The following is an 18,281-nucleotide window of genomic DNA, read 5'->3' on the forward strand; positions in this document are numbered from 1 at the left end:
GGTGCAGTGCCGGAACGAAACACCGGCGCGAAACGGTAGTCTTGGAGTAGAGTTTACATGCCCATCACGATTTTCGACGGCATCGTCATCGGCGTCACCCTGTTTTCGGCGGTGCTCGCCATGGTTCGCGGCTTTTCCCGCGAAGTGCTTTCGATCGCCAGCTGGGCCGGCTCCGTCGCCGCAGCCTATTATCTCTATCCGCTCGCCGTGCCTTACGCGGAGAAATATACGTCGGACCACCGTATCGCGATCGCCGCCTCGGCCGGCATCATCTTTCTCGTGGCGTTGATCGTCATCTCCTTCATCACCTCGAGGATTGCCGATTTCATCATCGACAGCCGCATCGGTGCGCTCGACCGCACGCTCGGTTTCCTCTTTGGTGCGGCTCGCGGCATTTTGCTGCTCGTCATCGCAACCGCCTTCTGGAACTGGCTGGTGCCGGTTCAGGCGCAGCCGACCTGGGTCAAGCAGGCAAAATCCAAGCCTTTCCTCGACACGCTCGTCGGCCGCCTGGAAGCAGTGCTGCCGGAAGACATCGAGCCGCAGATCCGCGCCCGCATCACCGGCAAGGAAGAAGCGCCGGCAGAGGTTCAGCCCGGCCAGGAACTGCCGCCGGTGGGCGACGCACCTCCCACAAATAATTGACGCTGTGTTGCGCTTGATGCAGCGCAATTCGTCACCATTTGTGGTAGGACTTGAATTCAGATAAAGAACGGGCTGGCTCCGGGGGTGATAATCCCCGGCCGGCCTTTCCATTTTCGGATAAGGGCACAGGCTCACGATGGACCAGTCGGCTTCGCAGACTTTCGACGTCAATCTCTCCAACGAATGGGAGGATGACACACTGCACGAAGAGTGCGGCGTATTCGGCATTCTCGGCCATCCGGATGCAGCGACGCTTACGGCGCTCGGGCTTCATGCCTTGCAGCACCGCGGTCAGGAAGCGGCCGGTATCGTCTCCTTCGACGGTCTGCGCTTCCATTCGGAACGCCGCATGGGCCTTGTCGGCGACCATTATACGGACCCGGCAACGCTTGCCAAACTGCCCGGCAATATCTCCATCGGACATGTGCGTTATTCGACGACCGGCGAAGTGGCACTGCGCAACGTGCAGCCGCTGTTTGCCGAGCTCGAAGTCGGCGGCATCGCGATCGCCCATAACGGCAACTTCACCAACGGTCTAACACTGCGCCGTCAGCTGATCGCCGGTGGCGCCATCTGTCAGTCGACCTCGGATACCGAAGTCGTCCTGCACCTGATCGCCCGTTCGCGTTATGCCTCCACTGCCGACCGCTTCATCGACGCGATCCGCCAGATGGAAGGCGGTTATTCGATGGTTGCCGTCACCCGCACCAAGCTGATAGCAGCGCGCGACCCCACCGGCATCCGTCCGCTGGTCATGGGCGAACTCGACGGCAAGCCGATCTTTGCGTCGGAAAGCTGTGCGCTCGATATCATCGGCGCCAAGTTCGTTCGCGATGTCGAAAACGGCGAAGTCATCATCTGCGAAATCCAGGCTGACGGATCGATCTCGATCGATGCCCGCAAGGCCGGCAACGGCCAGCCGGAACGCCTCTGCCTGTTCGAATATGTCTATTTCGCCCGTCCGGATTCGGTCGTCGGCGGCCGCAGCGTCTATGTTGCGCGCAAGAACATGGGTACCAACCTTGCCAAGGAAGCCCCGGTGGATGCCGATGTTGTCGTGCCTGTTCCCGATGGCGGCACGCCGGCAGCGCTCGGTTACGCACAAGAGAGCGGCATTCCCTTCGAATACGGCATCATCCGCAACCATTATGTCGGCCGTACCTTCATCGAGCCGACCCAGCAGATCCGCGCCTTCGGCGTCAAGCTGAAGCACTCGGCCAACCGGGCGATGATCGAAGGCAAGCGCGTCGTTCTCGTTGACGACTCTGTCGTTCGCGGCACCACTTCGTTGAAGATCGTGCAGATGATCCGCGATGCCGGCGCCAAGGAAGTGCATTTGCGCGTCGCCAGCCCGATGATCTATTACCCGGATTTCTACGGCATCGACACGCCGGACCGGGAAAAGCTGCTCGCCAACCAGTATGAAAGCCTGGAAGCGATGTGCAAATATATCGGCGCGGATTCGCTTCAGTTCCTGTCGATCAACGGCCTCTACCAGGCTGTCGGCGGCGAAGACCGCAACAATGTTCGCCCGCAGTTCACCGACCACTATTTCACCGGCGACTACCCGACCCGTCTTCTCGACCGGGACGGCGAAGCTGTCGGCCGCAAGGTCTCGCTGCTCGCCAGCAACGGGTAAGGTCCAACATGGAGGAGTGAGGCAAGGCGCCGCACCTGTTTCCAACGGCGGATAAACGTTTTAGAAGGCTGCGGAAACGCGGCCTTCTTTTTTGGCCGCAAAGTCAGCGATTGGGAGTGAGACTTGACCATCGATCTCAAAGGCAGGATTGCGCTTGTTACCGGCGCCTCACGCGGTATCGGCTATTTCACGGCATTGGAGCTCGCGAAAGCCGGTGCGCATGTGATCGCCTGCGCCCGCACTGTGGGTGGCCTTGAAGAACTCGACGACGCGATCAAAGCTACCGGCGGCTCTGCGACGCTCGTTCCCTTCGATCTTTCCGACATGGACGCCATCGACAGGCTGGGCGCCTCGATCTTCGAACGCTGGGGCAAGCTCGACATTCTCGTTGCCAATGCCGGCATTCTCGGAGTTATTGCGCCGATCGCCCATGTCGAAGCAAAGGTGTTCGAACGAGTGATGACCACCAACATCACCTCCATGTGGCGGCTCGTTCGCTCGCTGGAACCGCTTCTCGTCAAGTCCGATGCCGGCCGCGCGATCCTGCTCTCTTCGGGTGTCGCCACCAATCCGCGCGCCTTCTGGGGCGCCTATGCGATGTCGAAGGCCGCGGTCGAAACGATGGGGCGGATTTGGGCTGAGGAAATGGCGCATACGGCGCTGAAGATCAACATGGTCAATCCGGGCGCCACCCGCACCGCCATGCGCGCCCAGGCGATGCCCGGCGAAGATCCCGAAACCCTGCCGCATCCTTCCGAGGTCGCCGCACGGATCCTGCCGCTGGCCTCACCCGAAACGACCGATAGCGGCCGCCTGTTTGTGGTGCGCGAAAACCGGTTCGTGGATTACCGGCTGCCAGAGTGAGACGGACACCGCAACGATAACATCCGGCATGACTTTGGCGGCGGCTCCGCTAGTTTGACGAGGCAGAGCCGAACCACTGCCATGCTGGAGATTTATTCTTGCCTTTCGAACATCTGTCGCTTGAAAACCTGATTTCCCAATATGGCGTGCTGGCGGTATTTCTCGGCGCTGCTTTCGAGGGTGAGACGGCCGTCTTTCTCGGCGGCGTTTTCGCGCATCGGCATTTCATCACCTGGTGGCAGGCGGCTACGGCCGCCGCGCTTGGTTCGTTTGCCGTCGATCAGGCATGGTTTTTTGCCGGGCGTTACGCAAACCGGCTGGCTCTGGTCCAGAGGTTCCTGAAAACCGACGCGGCACGGAAGGTCAATCATCTTCTCGAGGCTCATCCGACCGGCTTCATCCTCGCCTTCCGCTTCATCTATGGCATGCGGACCGTCAGCCCTATCGCGATCGGCCTCACCTCCGTGCCGGCGATCCGCTTCGTCGTGCTCAATTTCATCGCCGCGGTCGTCTGGGCCGTACTCATCACCACGATCGGTTATCTGTTCGGCAATGCCGTCGAGGTGCTGTTCGGGCGATTGAGGCTGCATATCCACCTGATCATCGCGCTGGTGGCGATCGCGGTCATCATAGCCGCCCTCGCCTTCTTCGTCCGCAGCAGGATGCGCCGGCCGAATGCCGGCCCCTGACGCGCAAGACCACTGCCATATCGTCAGCCGGTTTTCGTGAGCCCGGCCGCCACCAGCGGCTCGATCAGCAGGCAGGCATCATCGACGAGCCGTTTCGATAGTGCCGGGTGATCCTGATCGAACTGGCGGATCGCCTTCAGCGCGTAAAGAAGCATCCAGGCCCGCTGATCGATATCGGCGGGGACCGGCTTGCCGTCGATCAGCGCCAGAACCGCCGTCAGTTTTTCCAGCATATGACGGCGCAGGCCCGCGCGCAGCAGCGGGCCATCCTCGCGGGCATCGGCCAGAACGAGCGCCGCCGCCCTCTCCACCTGCAATCCGCGCATCATCGACACCAGTGCGCGCGCCACCTCCGGCGCGGATGCGCTTGCGGCAACCGCCACCACATTTTCCAGTTCGTCGGTCAGATGCGTGCCATAGCGATCCATGATCGCCTGGGCGAGCGCATCCTTGGTCGGGAAGAAGCGATAGAGCGAACCTATCGCCGTGCCGGACCGGGCGGCGACTTCCGACATGGTCACGGCGCGATATCCATCGGCAGCAAACAGACCTATCGCCGTTTCGACGATGATAGCGACCCGTTCATGGCCACGTTTGCGCTTCGGTTCCACCGCCTGTGGCGGCGAGGCTGTTGACATTTGCGAAGCAATCCTCAAATAGAAGTTATGCGAGACATCCCTCGCATAACACGAAGCAGGCCTCACGTCATCCTGTCGCGGCTCTCTCCTCGCCATCATGCCACGTGCGGCTGCAACACCCCTTGCATGCCTGAAGCTCCACATCCGAGAGATACCCCATGCTCGCACTCGACCCGAAAACCACCGCCCTCGTCCTGATCGACCTGCAGAAGGGCATATTGGCGATGAATACCGCGCCTCATGCCTCCGCCGACGTTCTGGCGAAGGGCCACCTGCTTGCGGAAACCTTCCGCAAGGCGAATGCGCCGGTTGTTCTCGTCAATGTCGATTTCGGCGCGGATTTCGGCGATGCTCCGCGCGGTCTCACCGATGCGGCCGCCGGCCGGAACTATCCGGAAGACTGGACGGAGCTGGCGCAAGGGCTGCGGCAGCCCGGCGACCTGACGGTGACGAAACATCAATGGGGCGCCTTTCATGGCACCGATCTCGACGTAAAACTCCGCCGCCGCGGCATCACCACCATCGTTCTCGGCGGGATCGCCACCAATTTCGGCGTCGAATCGACCGCCCGTGCTGGCTGGGAACATGGCTACAACATGGTCATGGTCGAGGATGCCAGCACCGGTGTGTCTGCCGAACTGCACGACATGTCGTTCAAGTTCGTCTTCCCGCGGATTGCCCGCATCACCACGACTGCGGACGTCACCCTTGGCTGATCGCTTCATGTCCGAGAAGCCGGAAGAAGGCTGCTCCACCAAAAGGTGGCAGAAACACATCGCCTCCTTGCCGCCGGCCTTGCGCTGGGTGATCCTCGTCGCAGGCTCGCTGGTGGTCGGCTGGCTTCTCGAACTCGTTCACCTGCCGGCGGCGCTGTTGCTCGGGCCGATGGCGATGGCGATCGCGATGGCGCTGTCGGGCATGAGTTTTCGCATGCCGAACCCGGCATTCGCTGGCGCCCAGGCAATCATCGGGGTGATGATCGCCTCCAACATGCCGCCGTCTATTTTCAGCGAGCTGGCGGCGCAATGGCAGGTTTTCGTGGTCGGCATATTGGCCACCGTCGTCGCCGCCTCGACACTCGGGGCGCTCATGGTGCGGGCGCAGGTGTTTCCCGGAACCACGGCGATCTGGGGCTCCTCGCCTGGCGCTGCGTCGGTCATGGTACTGATGTCGCAGGCCTATGGCGCCGACATGCGGCTGGTGGCCTTCATGCAATATCTGCGCGTCGTCTGCGTCGCGCTTGCCGCAACGCTCGTCGCCCGTCTGTTCGGGGTGACACCCGGCGCGGCGCAGGCCGTGGACTGGTTTCCGGCACTGCCGCTGGCACCGGTGGCAGCCACTCTCGCAATCGCATTTGCCTCGGCCTGGATCTGTACGCGGCTGCGATTGCCCGGCGCTCCGCTGCTCGGACCGCTCGCTGCCTGCCTTGTCGCCAAATTCATGTTCGACATGCCGCTTGTCATGCCGCCATGGGTGCTCGCCATCGCTTATGCCGTGGTCGGCTGGGCGATCGGCGGACGTTTTACTCGCGAGGTCGTGAGTTATGCCGCACGCAATTTCCTGCGCGTGCTCGGTTCCATCATCTGCCTTATCGCCATCTGCAGCGTGTTTGCCGCGATCCTGGTCGTGACGACCGGCGTCGACCCGCTGACGGCCTATCTTGCCACCAGCCCTGGCGGTGCCGATTCGGTGGCAATCATCGCGGCATCGACCAATGTCGATGTACCCTTCGTAATGGCGATGCAGATCGGCCGCTTTCTCGTCGTGGTGCTGACCGGCCCGATGATCGCCAAAGCCATCGTGCGCCATATGTCCCGCTGAAGGCGCGGCCTTCCCCTCTTGACCAAACCAGCCACCCGCGCCATAAACCTGACCATGAAAACGACGATTTCCATTTGTGGGAAGATTATCCGCTAGCGTCCGCGCTGGTCCGGCCGTTTTCGTCTCTCGAAAAGCCTTGAAGACAAACGCCCCGGTCCGGTACCGGTCGCTGCATGCCTTGTTGACGTTGGGAGATTTTTTCGATGAGCGCCACGCTCAAGCTATACAATACCTTGATCCGCGAGAAATCGGCCTTCCAGCCGATCGATGCCGATAACGTGCGCATGTATGTCTGCGGCCCGACGGTCTATGATTTCGCGCATATCGGCAATGCCCGCCCGGTCATCGTGTTCGACGTGCTTTTCCGGCTGCTTAATCATGTCTATGGCGCTGCCCACGTCACCTATGCGCGCAACATCACCGACGTCGACGACAAGATCAACGCCCGTGCGCTGCGCGATTTTCCGCATCTGCCCCTCAATGATGCCATTCATGCAGTGACGGAAAAGACGGCGCAACAGTTCCATGCGGATGTGGCCGCCCTCGGCTGCCTCGAGCCGACGATCGAGCCGCGCGCCACCGACAATATTGCGCAGATGATCGAAATCATCGAGAAGCTGATCGCCCGCGGCCATGCCTATGTGGCGGAAGGCGAAGTGCTGTTCGACACGAAGTCGATGACCGATTACGGCCAGCTTTCCAAGCGCCCGCTCGACGAGCAGCAGGCCGGCGCCCGCGTGGCCGTCGATGCGCACAAGAAAAACCCCGGCGATTTCGTGTTGTGGAAGCTCTCGTCCAATAACGAGCCCGGCTGGGAAAGCCCCTGGGGTCGTGGTCGCCCGGGCTGGCATATCGAATGCTCGGCCATGAGCGGCCGTTATCTGGGCGAAGTGTTCGACATCCATGGCGGCGGGCTGGACCTGATCTTCCCGCACCACGAAAACGAGATCGCCCAGTCCCGTTGCGCCCATGGCACGCAGGTGATGGCGAACGTTTGGATGCATAACGGCTTCGTGCAGGTCGAAGGCCGCAAGATGTCGAAGTCGGACGGCAATTTCATCACCATCAACCAGTTGCTGGAGACAGACACGTTCGGCGGCCGCACGTGGCCGGGCGAAGTGCTGCGTCTGGCAATGCTGATGACGCATTACCGCGAGCCGATCGATTTTTCGATCAAACGGCTGGAGGAGGCCGAACGCCTTCTCGCGAAGTGGCCGGCCGTTGATCCGTCCGAAATTCCTGCCGGAACGGAGGCCTGCCCGATCGTGTTCGAGGCGCTGGCCGACGATCTGAACACGGTCGCCGCCGTACAGCGTATCCACGCGCTGGCGCAGGAAGCCAATGCCGATCGGACGCTTCTGCCGATGTTTGCGGCAAGTGCAGCCCTTCTCGGTGTGTTGCCGAAAAAGACCGAAGTAGATGAGGCGCTTGCCGATGCCGTCGATGCGCTGGTTCAGATGCGACTGGAAATGCTGAAGGCAAGGAATTTCGCCGAGGCCGACAAGATCCGCGACGAACTGTCCGCCAAGGGCATCCAGTTGAAAGACGGCAAGGATCAGGCGACGGGCGAACGGGTGACGACCTGGGAGGTCAAGCGGTAGCTTGCCGCGTCCGGGTAACCGGCCCTATGCTGCAACTGAAAGTCGAAGGAGGAAGGCATGAGTGCAGAGCATCACGTTAAACTCTTCCGCAACGGCGGTGCCCAGGCGGTGGTTATTCCGGCTGAATTCGAAATGGCGGGGGAAGAAGCCGTCATGCGCAAGGAGGGTGATCGGCTCGTGATTGAGCCGGTCGGGCCAAAAGACGATTTTCGCGAATGGCTGGCAACCATCGAACCTTGGGATGAAGAATTTCCCGATGTGGATGAAGATCAGCAGCCGATGAAAGAAACCGACATCTTCAAGGATGCCGACCGGTGACAACGGCTTGGCGCTACATGCTCGACACGAATATTGCCTCCGAGATCATCCGTCATCCGGACGGTGCCGTTGCGCACCGCATGCTGGATGTCAGTTCGGCCTGTTGTATCAGCACGCTGGTCGCCTCCGAGCTTCGTTACGGAGCCCAAAAACGAGCCTCGCCGAGACTTACAAATCTTGTCGAGGCTCTGATCCGGCGGTTGGCTGTCGCAGCGTATGAGGATGTTTCAACGTTCCATTACGCGTCGATCCGCGGTGATCTAACCGCTAAAGGCGCCTTGATCGGACCCGTCGACCTCTTCATCGCCGCTCATGCGCGCTCCCTCGATCTGACGCTGGTCACCAACAATGTCCGCGAATTTTCACGGGTTGAAGGCCTGAAGGTCGAAAACTGGCTGGAGGAGAGCGCTTCGTGACACAGATCATCCACACCGGAGGCTGCCAATGCGGCGCTATCCGTTACCGCGCAACCGGCGAGATCGGTTTTCCGCATGTCTGCCATTGTCGGATGTGCCAGAAGGCGGCGGGCAGCTACTTTTTGCCGTTCGGCGGTGTGATGCACGAGAATTTCAAGCTTACCCGCGGCGAACCGGCATGGTTCCAGTCCTCCGACAGCGCGCGCCGCGGCTTCTGCCGCGACTGCGGCACGCCGCTCTTTTATGACGGTGGGCACGATCATATCAGCATAACGCTCGGCTCGCTCGACACGCCCGAAAACGTCAAGCCACAGATGCAGACCAACCTCGCCCGCAAGATGCCCTGGTTCGGCGAGCTTGACGGTCTGCGTCACGATGCCGGCATGGATACGACACCGCAACAGCGTGCGGAGATCGCCGCCACCAGCCGGCAACACCCTGATCATGAAACCGCACACTGGCCGCAAAAAGGATCGGAGCTGTGGATTTGACCCATCATCTCCATACCGGCGGCTGCCAATGCGGCGCGGTGCGCTTCCGTATCGAGGGCAAACCGGGCCAATCGTCGATCTGCCACTGTCGGATGTGCCAGAAAGCCTTCGGCGCCTATTACGCCCCGCTGATTTCCACGCGTGGCGCGCAGTTCGGCTGGACCCGCGGCGAGCCGACATATTTCCAATCGTCCAACCACGTGCGCCGCGGGTTCTGCGGCAATTGCGGCACGCCGCTTTCCTACGAGGCCAGCGACGGGATTGCCGTCTCGGCCGGTGCGCTCGACGAACCGTCGGCGCTGCCACCCTCGATCCAGTACGGCATCGAGGCGAAAGTGCCGTTCGTCGATCATTTGGGCGCGCTGCCGGCACATCATACGATGGATGATATCGCGGAAGCTCCGTTTCTCGCCGAGATCGTCTCCAACCAGCATCCCGACCACGACACAGAGACATGGAAACCGGTTCCTGCCATCGGCGCAGCCACCAAGGAGGACGATGCATGACTGAAGCGACAAAACCAGACGGTTCGAGGGCCGGCGGATGCCAGTGCGGCGCTGTCCGTTTCCGGATTCACGGCAAGCTCGGTCGCGCCTCGATCTGCCATTGCCGCATGTGCCAGAAGGCTTTTGGCGGCTTTTTCGGTCCGCTCGTGAGTGCGCCGACGGATGGCGTCGAATGGACCCGTGGAGAGCCAAAGTATTTCCAGTCCTCGGTCAATATCGATCGCGGCTTCTGCGAGAACTGTGGCACGCCGCTCACCTACCGCACGCCGGAAAGCCTCGACATCGCCATCGGCGCTTTCGACGAGCGTGAGGATCTGGCGCCGCAGGTTCAGGTGAACCACAATTTCAGGCTGCCCTGGGTGGAAAAGATTTTCGACGCTCCAGCGCACAATGATGCGAATTATTACGCCCGGCAGGAGCAGATCATCTCCTTCCAGCATCCTGACCACGATACGGAAAACTGGCCCGAGAAAGGCTTGCACCTGTGACCGACATATTGCGTACGCTTTATCCTGAAACCACAGCCTATGAGACAGGCACGCTCGATGTCGGCGACAACCATGTGATCTATTGGGAACGGCACGGCACGAGGGGCGCAAAACCCGTCGTCTTCCTGCATGGCGGACCGGGCGGCGGGATTACCTCTATCCAGTCGCGGCTGTTCGATCCGACGCTCTACGACATCCTTCTCTTCGATCAGCGAGGCTGCGGTCGCTCGACCCCGCATGCCCATCTGGAAGCCAATACGACCTGGCATCTGGTGGCCGATATCGAACGGCTGCGGAACATGCTGGGTGTCGACAGATGGCAGGTCTTTGGCGGTTCCTGGGGCTCGACGCTGGCACTCGCCTATGCCGAGACCTATCCTGAACGGGTGAGCGAGCTTCTGCTGCGCGGCGTCTATACGCTGACAAGGCCCGAACTCGACTGGTACTACCAGTTCGGCGTCTCGGAAATGTTTCCCGATAAATGGGAAGACTTCGTCGCCCCCATTCCGGAAAATGAGCGCCACGAGATGATGGCCGCCTATCATCGCCGTCTGACCGGCACCGACCGCGCCGAGCAGATCGCCTGCGCCAAGGCATGGAGCGTCTGGGAAGGATCAACGATCACGCTTCTGCCCGATCCGCATCTTGCGTCGAAACACGACGAGGATCATTTCGCTCTCGCCTTTGCCCGTATCGAAAACCACTTCTTCATCAATTCCGGCTGGCTGGTCGAAGGCCAGCTTTTGCGCGATGCGACAAAACTTGCAGGTATTCCCGGCGTTATCGTCCACGGTCGATACGACATGCCCTGCCCGCTCAAATATGCCTGGCAGCTGTCGAAGGTGTGGGCGGACGCAGAGTTTCATATCATCGAGGGTGCGGGACATTCGATCTCCGAACCGGGGATTACCGACCAGCTGATCCGCGCGACGGACAGGTTTGCGGGGAAAGTGTAGACCGAAGTCGGAAAGGAGGGGAGGAAAACATGGGCGAAAGACTGACCGGCGGCTGCCAATGCGGCGCCATCCGATATGCGATCATCGGCCCAGTTACCGATCGGGCGATCTGCCATTGCCGCATGTGCCAGAAGGCCGTCGGATCGGTGGTCTGGCCGTTCTTTACCGTCTCGGCGGTCGATGTCGAATGGACACGCGGGCGTCCGGCTCTCTATCGCAGTTCAGAAGCCGCCGAGCGCGGCTTCTGTGCCGCCTGCGGCACACCTCTCAGCTTCCAGGCGACCGGTGACGATACGATCGACCTGTCGATCGGCAGTCTAGACGCCCCGGCGGCCATCGAGCCGGAGAAGCAGTATTTCGTCGGCAACCGCATGCCTTGGTTTGAGGCCATGGCCCACTTGCCTGAAAGGCCAAGCATCGCCACGCCCGAACAGATAGAGCGCCGCCGCCCTTTCCAGCATCCAGATCACGATACGACAGAATGGCCAAGACCATGACCCGAAACCGCATCCATCTCTTCGACACGACATTGCGCGATGGCCAGCAGACGCCCGGCGTCGATTTTTCGGTCGAGGACAAAATCGCGATTTCGGCAATGCTGGACGAATTCGGCTTCGACTATGTCGAAGGCGGATATCCCGGCGCCAATCCGACCGACACCGCCTTCTTTTCTCAACAGCGCACGAGCAAAGCCAAATTCGTCGCCTTTGGCATGACCAAGCGGGCCGGCATTTCCGCTTCCAACGATCCGGGTCTTGCCACGCTTCTGCAGGCGAAAAGCGATGCCGTCTGCTTCGTCGCCAAGAGTTGGGATTATCACGTGCGCGTCGCGCTCGGCTGTACCAACGAGGAAAACCTCGCCTCCATCCGCGACAGCGTCGAGGCAGCGCTTACTGCCGGCAAGGAACCGCTGGTCGACTGCGAACATTTCTTCGACGGCTACAAGGCCAATCCGGATTATGCGCTTGCCTGCGCCCGCACCGCTTATGACGCCGGAGCCCGCTGGATCGTGTTGTGCGATACCAATGGCGGCACACAGCCGGGCGAAGTGACCGAAATCGTTTCGGCCGCCATCGCCTCGGGTATTCCCGGCGCCTCGCTCGGCATCCATGCCCATGACGATACCGGACAGGCGGTCGCCAACTCGCTGGCGGCTATCGAGGCCGGCTGTCGTCAGGTACAGGGCACGCTGAACGGCATCGGCGAGCGCTGCGGCAACGCCAATCTGATCACGCTGATCGCGACGCTCTGTCTCAAGCAGGCCTATGCCTCCCGCTTCGAGACCGCAATCGACCCGGAGCGGCTTTCGGGGCTGACGCGCCTGAGCCATGCCTTCGACGAGCTGCTCAACCGTTCGCCGAACCATCAGGCGCCTTATGTCGGCGCGTCTGCCTTCGCGACCAAGGCCGGCATCCACGCCTCGGCGCTGCTCAAGGACCCGCGCACCTACGAACATGTGACGCCGGAAAGCGTGGGCAATTTCCGCAAGGTGATGGTCTCGGACCAGGGCGGCAAGTCGAACTTCATCAATGCGCTCAAGCGTCGAGGTATCGATGTCGCCAAGGATGATCCGAAACTCGACCGGCTGATCTCGATCGTCAAGGAACGGGAGGCGACCGGTTATGCCTATGAGGGCGCCGATGCCAGTTTCGAGCTTCTGGCAAGACGCACGCTCGGCGTGATCCCTGAATTTTTCGCCGTCGACGGATTCCGAGTGATGGTCGAGCGCCGCTTTGACAGTTTTGGTCGGGTAAAGACGGTGTCAGAAGCGGTGGTACGCATCGTTATCGACGGTGAGAACCATATGTCGGTGGCGGAAGGCGACGGCCCGGTCAATGCGCTCGATCTGGCGCTCAGAAAGGATTTCGGCAAATATCAGAACGAGATCGACGATCTCGTTCTGGCCGATTTCAAGGTGCGCATCCTGAACGGCGGCACCGAAGCCATCACCCGCGTGCTGATCGAATCCACCGATGGAAGCGGCGTACGCTGGTGGACGGTCGGCGTCTCGGAAAACATCATCGACGCCTCGTTCCAGGCGCTGATGGATTCGGTCATCTACAAGCTGATGAAAAACCGCGAACTGGCGGGCAGGATTGCGGCGGAGTGAGGCCGAGAACCTTGAATCAGCAATAGTCCATGTTTGCCAAATATTGTCAAATATGACAACATTTCCTCATGAGGGAGATCGCGTGGGTCAGGGCGGCGCTGAAAGACTTCGGAGCTTTTCCGGGGGTTGCTCAGAACCGCATAAAAGATGCTCTCGCGATCGCCAGCATGGGTCAAAAGGCAGACATCGTTAAGCCGATGCAAGGTTTGGGATCGGGTGTGTTCGAAATTGCTCTCCCTTACCGAGGCGGTGCCTATCGCGCAATTTATGCGGTCCAGCTTGGTGATGCCATCTGGGTTGTTCACGCCTTTCAGAAAAAATCGGTGAAAGGCATTGCCATGTCGCAAAGAGAGATCGAGTTGATCAAAGCCCGGCTGACAAAACTGAAGGAGATACTGCGATGAGCGACGAGGATTTCGCCATCGTCAGGGGCAGCGGCAATATCTATGCCGACCTTGGCGATCCAGATGCCGATACCAAAATGATCAAAGCCCGGCTTGCCGCCGAGATCATCGCAACACTTGATCGCCGCAAACTGACAGTGCGCGAAGGCGAAAAGCTCATCGGTGTCACGGCCGCAGATCTGTCTCGCATCAGAAACGCAAATCTTGGACGCTTTACTATAGACAGGTTGGTCAGAGTGCTGAATGCGCTTGACCGACGCGTGACCATAAAAATCTCCAAAACCTCGGCCACGGATAACAGCGCAGCCGCTTGAAAACTCATCTGCCGCGAGCTTCTCACTTCCGCAAAACATCCGCCAGCGACGCGACCGCGATCGACACTGTCGTGTAGGCCTTGTTCCAGGCGGCGGTGCGCTTGCCGATATCGAGCAGGCGCGACTGGGTGGCGTCTAGCGCCTTGAAAGCGTCGGCCTTGGTGTCGTTATAGCTGCCCGCCTTGGTGGCCGCATAATAACGTCGTGTCTTGAAGCGTGGATTGCTGCCGGGTTTGACTTCCAGCCTGCCTTGGTCGTCGTCGGCATGAGCCTCGATGATCGGCGCGACAGATACGGCACCCGATCTCAGCGCGTCACGCATAGGGCCGTAATCGCCATGATAGGGTGTCCGTCGCGAGGTCAATTCAAGTCCCTGGCGAATGCAATCCAGCCGGTAGACCGGAGAAGCGGCCATGCATTCGCTCCGCACCGAGGCAAGATCCTGGACGATGCTCTGTGTCAGAAGATCGTTCAGGGTCTGGTCGTAATCCGACGCCCCGTCGCGATCTGCGGAGCGGGTTTCCTGCGCCTGGGCCAATTGCCCGAGGGCCAGGGTTTGGGCTGACGCGATCACGATGAAATACAGAATACCCCGAATACCCATGCTCACCCTCTTCCGATTGCCACCGGTGCATCTTGCCCCGTCGTGCCATCCACGCTCTTGTACGATGCTAGCGTATCGGCACGACAACCGGAACGGCTTTCGGGCGACGCGATATACGCCGCCCGAAAACAAAGGCCTATCTCTTGAGTAATGTCCGATCGAGGAAATCCTGGATCAGCGGCGCGATTTCGTCGAGCTTGTCTTCAAGCGCGAAGTGCCCGGTGTCGAGGAGATGCAGTTCCGCGTCCGGCAGATCCTTCAGATAAGGATGCGCGCCGTCTGCGGGGAAGATGAAGTCGTTCTTGCCCCAGACGATCAGCGTTGGCGGCCGATGCTCACGGAAGAAGGCCTGGAACTGCGGGTAAAGCGGCACATTGGTGCGGTAATCGTAGAAGAGATCGAGCTGGATATCGTTATTGCCGGGCCGGTCGAGCAAAGCCTGATCCTGCAGCCAGTTGTCGGGGCTGATACGGGACAGGTCCTTCACACCATCGGTATATTGGAATTTTGTCCCATCCAGCGTCAGAAGCGCCGACTGCACCTCGCGGTCGCTCTGCGATCCGCTTGCCCAATAGGTCTTGATCGGATCCCAGAATTCCTTCAGCCCTTCCTCATAGGCATTGCCGTTCTGCACAATCAGCCCCGTCACCCGTTCGGGATGCTTGAGCGCCAAGCGGTAGCCGACAGGCGCGCCGTAATCCATCACATACATGGCGTAGCTCTTCGCCCCGATCTGTCCGAGCAAGTCATCCACCAGATCGGCATAATGGGCGAAACTGTATTCAAATGCCTTGTGGTCCGGCGCGTCGCTGTAGCCGAAACCCGGATAATCCGGCGCGATAACGCGGTAACGATAAGCGAGCAACGGGATCAGGTTGCGGAACATGTGCGACGAGGTTGGGAAACCGTGCAGCAGCAGGACGACAGGGCCATCTGCAGGGCCAGCTTCGCGATAGAATATGTTGACGCCATCGACGGTGGCGGTGCGGTGATGCACGGTAACCGGTACAGGGCGGGCAATCTTCACGTCAGTCATTTCATTTCTCCAAGCGGTTGACATTACATTCGAAAGTTTCGACGCTGGCCAAAATCTCGGCCAGTGACATGAGTGCCCGGCGATGGCCGGCGAACGGGAAGACGATGGACCGCATAGAAGCCATGTCGATGCTGATCGAGGTGACCGACCGGGGCAGTTTTTCCGCCGCCGCGCGCTCGCTCAATGTTCCGGTCACCACGCTTTCCCGCAAAATTTCCGATCTCGAAGCGGCGCTCGGCGCCAAATTACTTGTCCGCAGCACCCGCAAGATCGATCTGACCGATGCAGGTGCCACCTATCTTGCCGCTGCCCGGCGGATCATCGAGCAGGTCGAGGAGGCGGAGCGGGAAGCTGCCGGCGAGTTCACCGAGCCGAAAGGCAGGCTGGTGATCACGGCGCCGATCCAGTTCGGCCAGCTGCATGTCCTGCCCGTCGTCACCGATTTCCTCGCGCAGTTTCCGCAGATCGACGTCAGTCTGCTGCTGCAGGACCGGAATCTGCAGCTGGTCGAGGATCATATCGACATGGCCGTACGCATCGGCAGACTGCCGGACAGTTCGATGATCGCGACATCGATCGGTTCGGTCAGGATGGTGGTCTGCGCCAGTCCGCGGTTGCTTGAGGCACAGGGCACTCCGGCAGGCCCGCAGGATCTCTCTCGTTTCCCGTCGATCACGATCGAGACCCCGTTATCCCAACCCGGCTGGCAGTTTCGCGACCCGGAGGAACGATCCCCGCTGGCGATCTCCCCCATTCCTCGCCTGTCGGTCACCACGGTCGAAGCTGCATTGCGGGCGGCTATCCGCGACACAGGCGTCATCCGGTTGTTCCATTACCAAGTCGCCGATGCGGTGAAAGCTGGTGAGTTGCAGATCATTCTTGCGGAGTATGAACAGGAGCCGGTTCCGGTCAGTCTTTTGCATGCCTCGCGCGGACAGATGCCGCTCAAGATGCGCAGTTTTCTCGATTTCGCGGTGCCCAGGTTGCGTGCGGTCTTCCCGATCGGCAGTTAGGCTTTCCCAGCCCCTGCCCTTCCCCGCAATTCGGCATTTTCCTTTTCGAGTGCCGCCAGACGTTCCTTCAGCGGCAGAACCGCTGCGGCGACTTCCCGTTCGGTAAAGCGTGGCGTGATATGCTGCGGGCAGTTCCAGTCGAAAGCTTCAAGCCGTATCCTGAAGATACGTTCGGCCCTGCCCCGATAACCGGCATCGGCGACGAGCGCAGTGATGGCCGGGTCCTCGTCCAGCGCCAGTTTTTCGACATGCGCATAGATCTTCAGCCGGGCACGGCGCGGGTAATCCATCAGGAACAGGCAGGCCTTGTCGCTGGCGGCCAGATTGCCCGTGCTGATATACTGGCGATTGCCGCGGTAATCGGCGAAAGCCAGTGTGCGGTCATCAACGACCTTGAGAAAGCCGGCTGGACCGCCGCGATGCTGGATATAGGGCCAGCCCGTCTCGGAAACCGAGGCCATGTAAAAGCTGTCGCGTTCGGCGATGAAGGCCTTTTCGCCTTCGGTAAAGCGGTCCATCGTGCGGTCGCCGCCGAAATCCGACCAGAACTGATCGACGCCCATTTCGGCCTGCGCTGCCCGCACGGCCGGTGTCGAGGCGATATCCAGAAATCCGTAGGACATGGCGTTCTCCTTCAGAAAGGTGAGCCGTCGACAATCGCTTGCAATCTCGTTCGGCTTGCTGGAGAGGACTATGCATCCTTTCAATCAACGCCATAATCAGTTCATTTCGGAGATCATCTCCCCAAAAAATGGAGAGGTGATTTTGGCATCACGTGTTCGGCTCCGGTGTGGCAAAAGAACAGCGCGGGCAGGAAAACGTCACAGTTCAAGGCTCATCAAAGGACAGACCCCAATCTTCTTCGCCGTACCACTCCTGATCTGTCGGCGAGCTTTTCCAGCGGAGGCTTCTGACCTTGCGCATGCCGCGAGCCCGAAATGCGGTTTCCAATCCGGCATGCCGACCTGCCGGCACCGGCTTGCTGCTCTCACCCCAGATGAAGGAGACCGTCTGCAGGAAACGGGCGCCAAAACCCTGGGCCTGCCGGTCGATCATCAGATAAGCGGCATAACGGGTAAAGCCCGACCGCTTGCCGTTGTCCATGGCGGGAATGCCCAGCGGAAAGATCATCCGACCATATGGCGCAAGATTGTCGATCCAGGCCTGCGGCGGATGGTCGAGGGCGAAATTGGCGTAGATGATATCGGCCGTCTCCCTCGGCCACTCGGTTGCATCGCCGCGCACCACCTCGACATTGTCGTAGGAGGAGAGATTGGCTCTGGCCCGTTCCGCGAGCGAAGCGTCGTATTCCACCGCGATCACGCGCCCCGAAGGACCGACGAGTTCCGCCATGATCGCCGTATAATACCCGGCGCCGGCGCCCATGTGCACAACAGTCTCGCCTTCGCGGATCTTGAATGCGTGCAAGGCCGCCACATGCAGCGAGGGAGAGCCGTTGTTGATGCCCTTTTCCGTATCGAGACCGACAAGAACGTCCTGATATAGAACCACCGGATCGGTGGATGCGACCTGATGATACTCGGCGCTGAAAACATCGTTGAATATCCAGGGCGGTGGGCCGACATAATCTTCGCGCGGCACGCGGGCGAAGGCGGCAAGCAGGCGTTCGTTGCTGTCGATCCCCGCCTTGGCGAGCAGTTGGAGCGCATAGTTGCGGCGATGGGCAGGCTCAGTCTCAAAACTCATTTCATCTCCTTCTGGCCGTCA

Annotated in this window: 23 protein-coding genes; 18 read left to right on the top strand and 5 right to left on the bottom strand. The window is 60.4% G+C overall.

All coding sequences use genetic code 11. From position 1 onward, the window contains the following. The first annotated feature begins 57 nt into the window (after positions 1 to 57). From FHP24_RS04455 to FHP24_RS04470, 4 genes are all read left to right on the top strand, one after another. Positions 58 to 645 (top strand): CvpA family protein, encoded by a 588-nt coding sequence (locus FHP24_RS04455; protein ID WP_139673404.1) that lies wholly within the window; start codon positions 58 to 60, stop codon positions 643 to 645. Positions 646 to 781: 136 nt separating this feature from the next. Next, positions 782 to 2,284: an amidophosphoribosyltransferase gene (purF, locus tag FHP24_RS04460; RefSeq protein ID WP_139673407.1), complete on the top strand. Its 1,503-nt coding sequence runs from the start codon at positions 782 to 784 to the stop codon at positions 2,282 to 2,284. Between the two features lie 123 nt (positions 2,285 to 2,407). Next, the gene (locus FHP24_RS04465) at positions 2,408 to 3,148 is read left to right on the top strand and encodes an SDR family NAD(P)-dependent oxidoreductase (protein WP_139673410.1); all 741 of its coding nucleotides are present in this window, start codon (positions 2,408 to 2,410) and stop codon (positions 3,146 to 3,148) included. Between the two features lie 113 nt (positions 3,149 to 3,261). Beyond that, entirely contained in the window at positions 3,262 to 3,837 is a 576-nt protein-coding gene (locus tag FHP24_RS04470) for a DedA family protein (RefSeq protein ID WP_139676118.1), read from the top strand. A gap of 23 nt (positions 3,838 to 3,860) precedes the next feature. On the opposite strand, the gene FHP24_RS04475 is transcribed toward FHP24_RS04470, so the two are convergent. Next, positions 3,861 to 4,475 carry a TetR/AcrR family transcriptional regulator gene (locus tag FHP24_RS04475; protein ID WP_180355886.1) on the bottom strand — a complete coding sequence of 205 codons (615 nt, stop codon included), beginning with the start codon at positions 4,473 to 4,475 and terminating at the stop codon, positions 3,861 to 3,863. A 158-nt stretch (positions 4,476 to 4,633) separates the two neighbouring features. On the opposite strand from FHP24_RS04475, the gene FHP24_RS04480 reads away from it, so the two are divergent. The 13 genes from FHP24_RS04480 (at position 4,634) to FHP24_RS04540 (ending at position 13,900) form a co-directional block, all read left to right on the top strand. Next, a complete protein-coding gene (locus tag FHP24_RS04480; RefSeq protein WP_139673416.1) occupies positions 4,634 to 5,191 on the top strand; it encodes a hydrolase in 558 nt (185 codons plus the stop codon). Then, positions 5,184 to 6,296 carry an AbrB family transcriptional regulator gene (locus FHP24_RS04485; protein WP_246091597.1) on the top strand — a complete coding sequence of 371 codons (1,113 nt, stop codon included), beginning with the start codon at positions 5,184 to 5,186 and terminating at the stop codon, positions 6,294 to 6,296. Before FHP24_RS04480 ends, FHP24_RS04485 begins: the two co-directional genes overlap by 8 nt. A gap of 203 nt (positions 6,297 to 6,499) precedes the next feature. Then, entirely contained in the window at positions 6,500 to 7,897 is a 1,398-nt protein-coding gene (cysS, locus tag FHP24_RS04490) for a cysteine--tRNA ligase (protein WP_139673419.1), read from the top strand. Between the two features lie 57 nt (positions 7,898 to 7,954). Continuing rightward, positions 7,955 to 8,215 carry an antitoxin gene (locus FHP24_RS04495; RefSeq protein WP_139673450.1) on the top strand — a complete coding sequence of 87 codons (261 nt, stop codon included), beginning with the start codon at positions 7,955 to 7,957 and terminating at the stop codon, positions 8,213 to 8,215. Continuing rightward, positions 8,212 to 8,631, top strand: coding sequence for a type II toxin-antitoxin system VapC family toxin (locus tag FHP24_RS04500; RefSeq protein WP_246091598.1), 420 nt, complete (start codon positions 8,212 to 8,214; stop codon positions 8,629 to 8,631). The genes FHP24_RS04495 and FHP24_RS04500 overlap by 4 nt, the downstream gene beginning before the upstream one ends. Then, positions 8,628 to 9,122 (top strand): GFA family protein, encoded by a 495-nt coding sequence (locus FHP24_RS04505; RefSeq protein WP_246091599.1) that lies wholly within the window; start codon positions 8,628 to 8,630, stop codon positions 9,120 to 9,122. Before FHP24_RS04500 ends, FHP24_RS04505 begins: the two co-directional genes overlap by 4 nt. Beyond that, on the top strand, positions 9,119 to 9,628 hold the full coding sequence (locus tag FHP24_RS04510) for a GFA family protein (RefSeq protein ID WP_139673454.1): 510 nt from the start codon (positions 9,119 to 9,121) through the stop codon (positions 9,626 to 9,628). Before FHP24_RS04505 ends, FHP24_RS04510 begins: the two co-directional genes overlap by 4 nt. Beyond that, positions 9,625 to 10,116 carry a GFA family protein gene (locus FHP24_RS04515; RefSeq protein ID WP_139673456.1) on the top strand — a complete coding sequence of 164 codons (492 nt, stop codon included), beginning with the start codon at positions 9,625 to 9,627 and terminating at the stop codon, positions 10,114 to 10,116. The genes FHP24_RS04510 and FHP24_RS04515 overlap by 4 nt, the downstream gene beginning before the upstream one ends. Continuing rightward, positions 10,113 to 11,072 carry a prolyl aminopeptidase gene (gene pip / locus FHP24_RS04520; protein ID WP_139673459.1) on the top strand — a complete coding sequence of 320 codons (960 nt, stop codon included), beginning with the start codon at positions 10,113 to 10,115 and terminating at the stop codon, positions 11,070 to 11,072. The genes FHP24_RS04515 and pip overlap by 4 nt, the downstream gene beginning before the upstream one ends. A 29-nt stretch (positions 11,073 to 11,101) precedes the next feature. Beyond that, positions 11,102 to 11,569 carry a GFA family protein gene (locus tag FHP24_RS04525; protein WP_139673462.1) on the top strand — a complete coding sequence of 156 codons (468 nt, stop codon included), beginning with the start codon at positions 11,102 to 11,104 and terminating at the stop codon, positions 11,567 to 11,569. Further along, the gene (gene cimA / locus FHP24_RS04530; protein ID WP_139676122.1) at positions 11,566 to 13,182 is read left to right on the top strand and encodes a citramalate synthase; all 1,617 of its coding nucleotides are present in this window, start codon (positions 11,566 to 11,568) and stop codon (positions 13,180 to 13,182) included. Before FHP24_RS04525 ends, cimA begins: the two co-directional genes overlap by 4 nt. A gap of 68 nt (positions 13,183 to 13,250) precedes the next feature. Beyond that, on the top strand, positions 13,251 to 13,586 hold the full coding sequence (locus FHP24_RS04535) for a type II toxin-antitoxin system RelE/ParE family toxin (RefSeq protein WP_139673465.1): 336 nt from the start codon (positions 13,251 to 13,253) through the stop codon (positions 13,584 to 13,586). Further along, a complete protein-coding gene (locus tag FHP24_RS04540) occupies positions 13,583 to 13,900 on the top strand; it encodes a helix-turn-helix domain-containing protein (RefSeq protein ID WP_139673468.1) in 318 nt (105 codons plus the stop codon). The genes FHP24_RS04535 and FHP24_RS04540 overlap by 4 nt, the downstream gene beginning before the upstream one ends. Before the next feature lie 22 nt (positions 13,901 to 13,922). On the opposite strand, the gene FHP24_RS04545 is transcribed toward FHP24_RS04540, so the two are convergent. Both FHP24_RS04545 and FHP24_RS04550 read right to left on the bottom strand, forming a co-directional pair. Beyond that, positions 13,923 to 14,504 carry a hypothetical protein gene (locus FHP24_RS04545; protein WP_139673471.1) on the bottom strand — a complete coding sequence of 194 codons (582 nt, stop codon included), beginning with the start codon at positions 14,502 to 14,504 and terminating at the stop codon, positions 13,923 to 13,925. A gap of 136 nt (positions 14,505 to 14,640) precedes the next feature. Then, positions 14,641 to 15,540: an alpha/beta fold hydrolase gene (locus tag FHP24_RS04550; RefSeq protein WP_246091600.1), complete on the bottom strand. Its 900-nt coding sequence runs from the start codon at positions 15,538 to 15,540 to the stop codon at positions 14,641 to 14,643. A 104-nt stretch (positions 15,541 to 15,644) separates the two neighbouring features. Between FHP24_RS04550 and FHP24_RS04555 the strand changes: the two genes are divergently transcribed. Continuing rightward, positions 15,645 to 16,553, top strand: a complete 909-nt coding sequence (locus FHP24_RS04555) for a LysR family transcriptional regulator (RefSeq protein ID WP_139673477.1) — start codon at positions 15,645 to 15,647, stop codon at positions 16,551 to 16,553. Here FHP24_RS04555 and FHP24_RS04560 read toward each other — a convergent pair. Together FHP24_RS04560 and FHP24_RS04565 are read right to left on the bottom strand one after the other, a co-directional pair. Continuing rightward, entirely contained in the window at positions 16,550 to 17,176 is a 627-nt protein-coding gene (locus tag FHP24_RS04560; protein WP_139673480.1) for a pyridoxamine 5'-phosphate oxidase family protein, read from the bottom strand. The two genes, FHP24_RS04555 and FHP24_RS04560, sit on opposite strands and share 4 nt — an antisense overlap. 205 nt (positions 17,177 to 17,381) lie before the next feature. After that, positions 17,382 to 18,260, bottom strand: a complete 879-nt coding sequence (locus FHP24_RS04565; protein WP_139673483.1) for a protein-L-isoaspartate O-methyltransferase family protein — start codon at positions 18,258 to 18,260, stop codon at positions 17,382 to 17,384. Between the last annotated feature and the right edge of the window lie 21 nt (positions 18,261 to 18,281).

Origin of the sequence: Aliirhizobium smilacinae (genome assembly GCF_006335145.1) — a bacterium.
Classification (GTDB): domain Bacteria; phylum Pseudomonadota; class Alphaproteobacteria; order Rhizobiales; family Rhizobiaceae; genus Neorhizobium; species Neorhizobium smilacinae.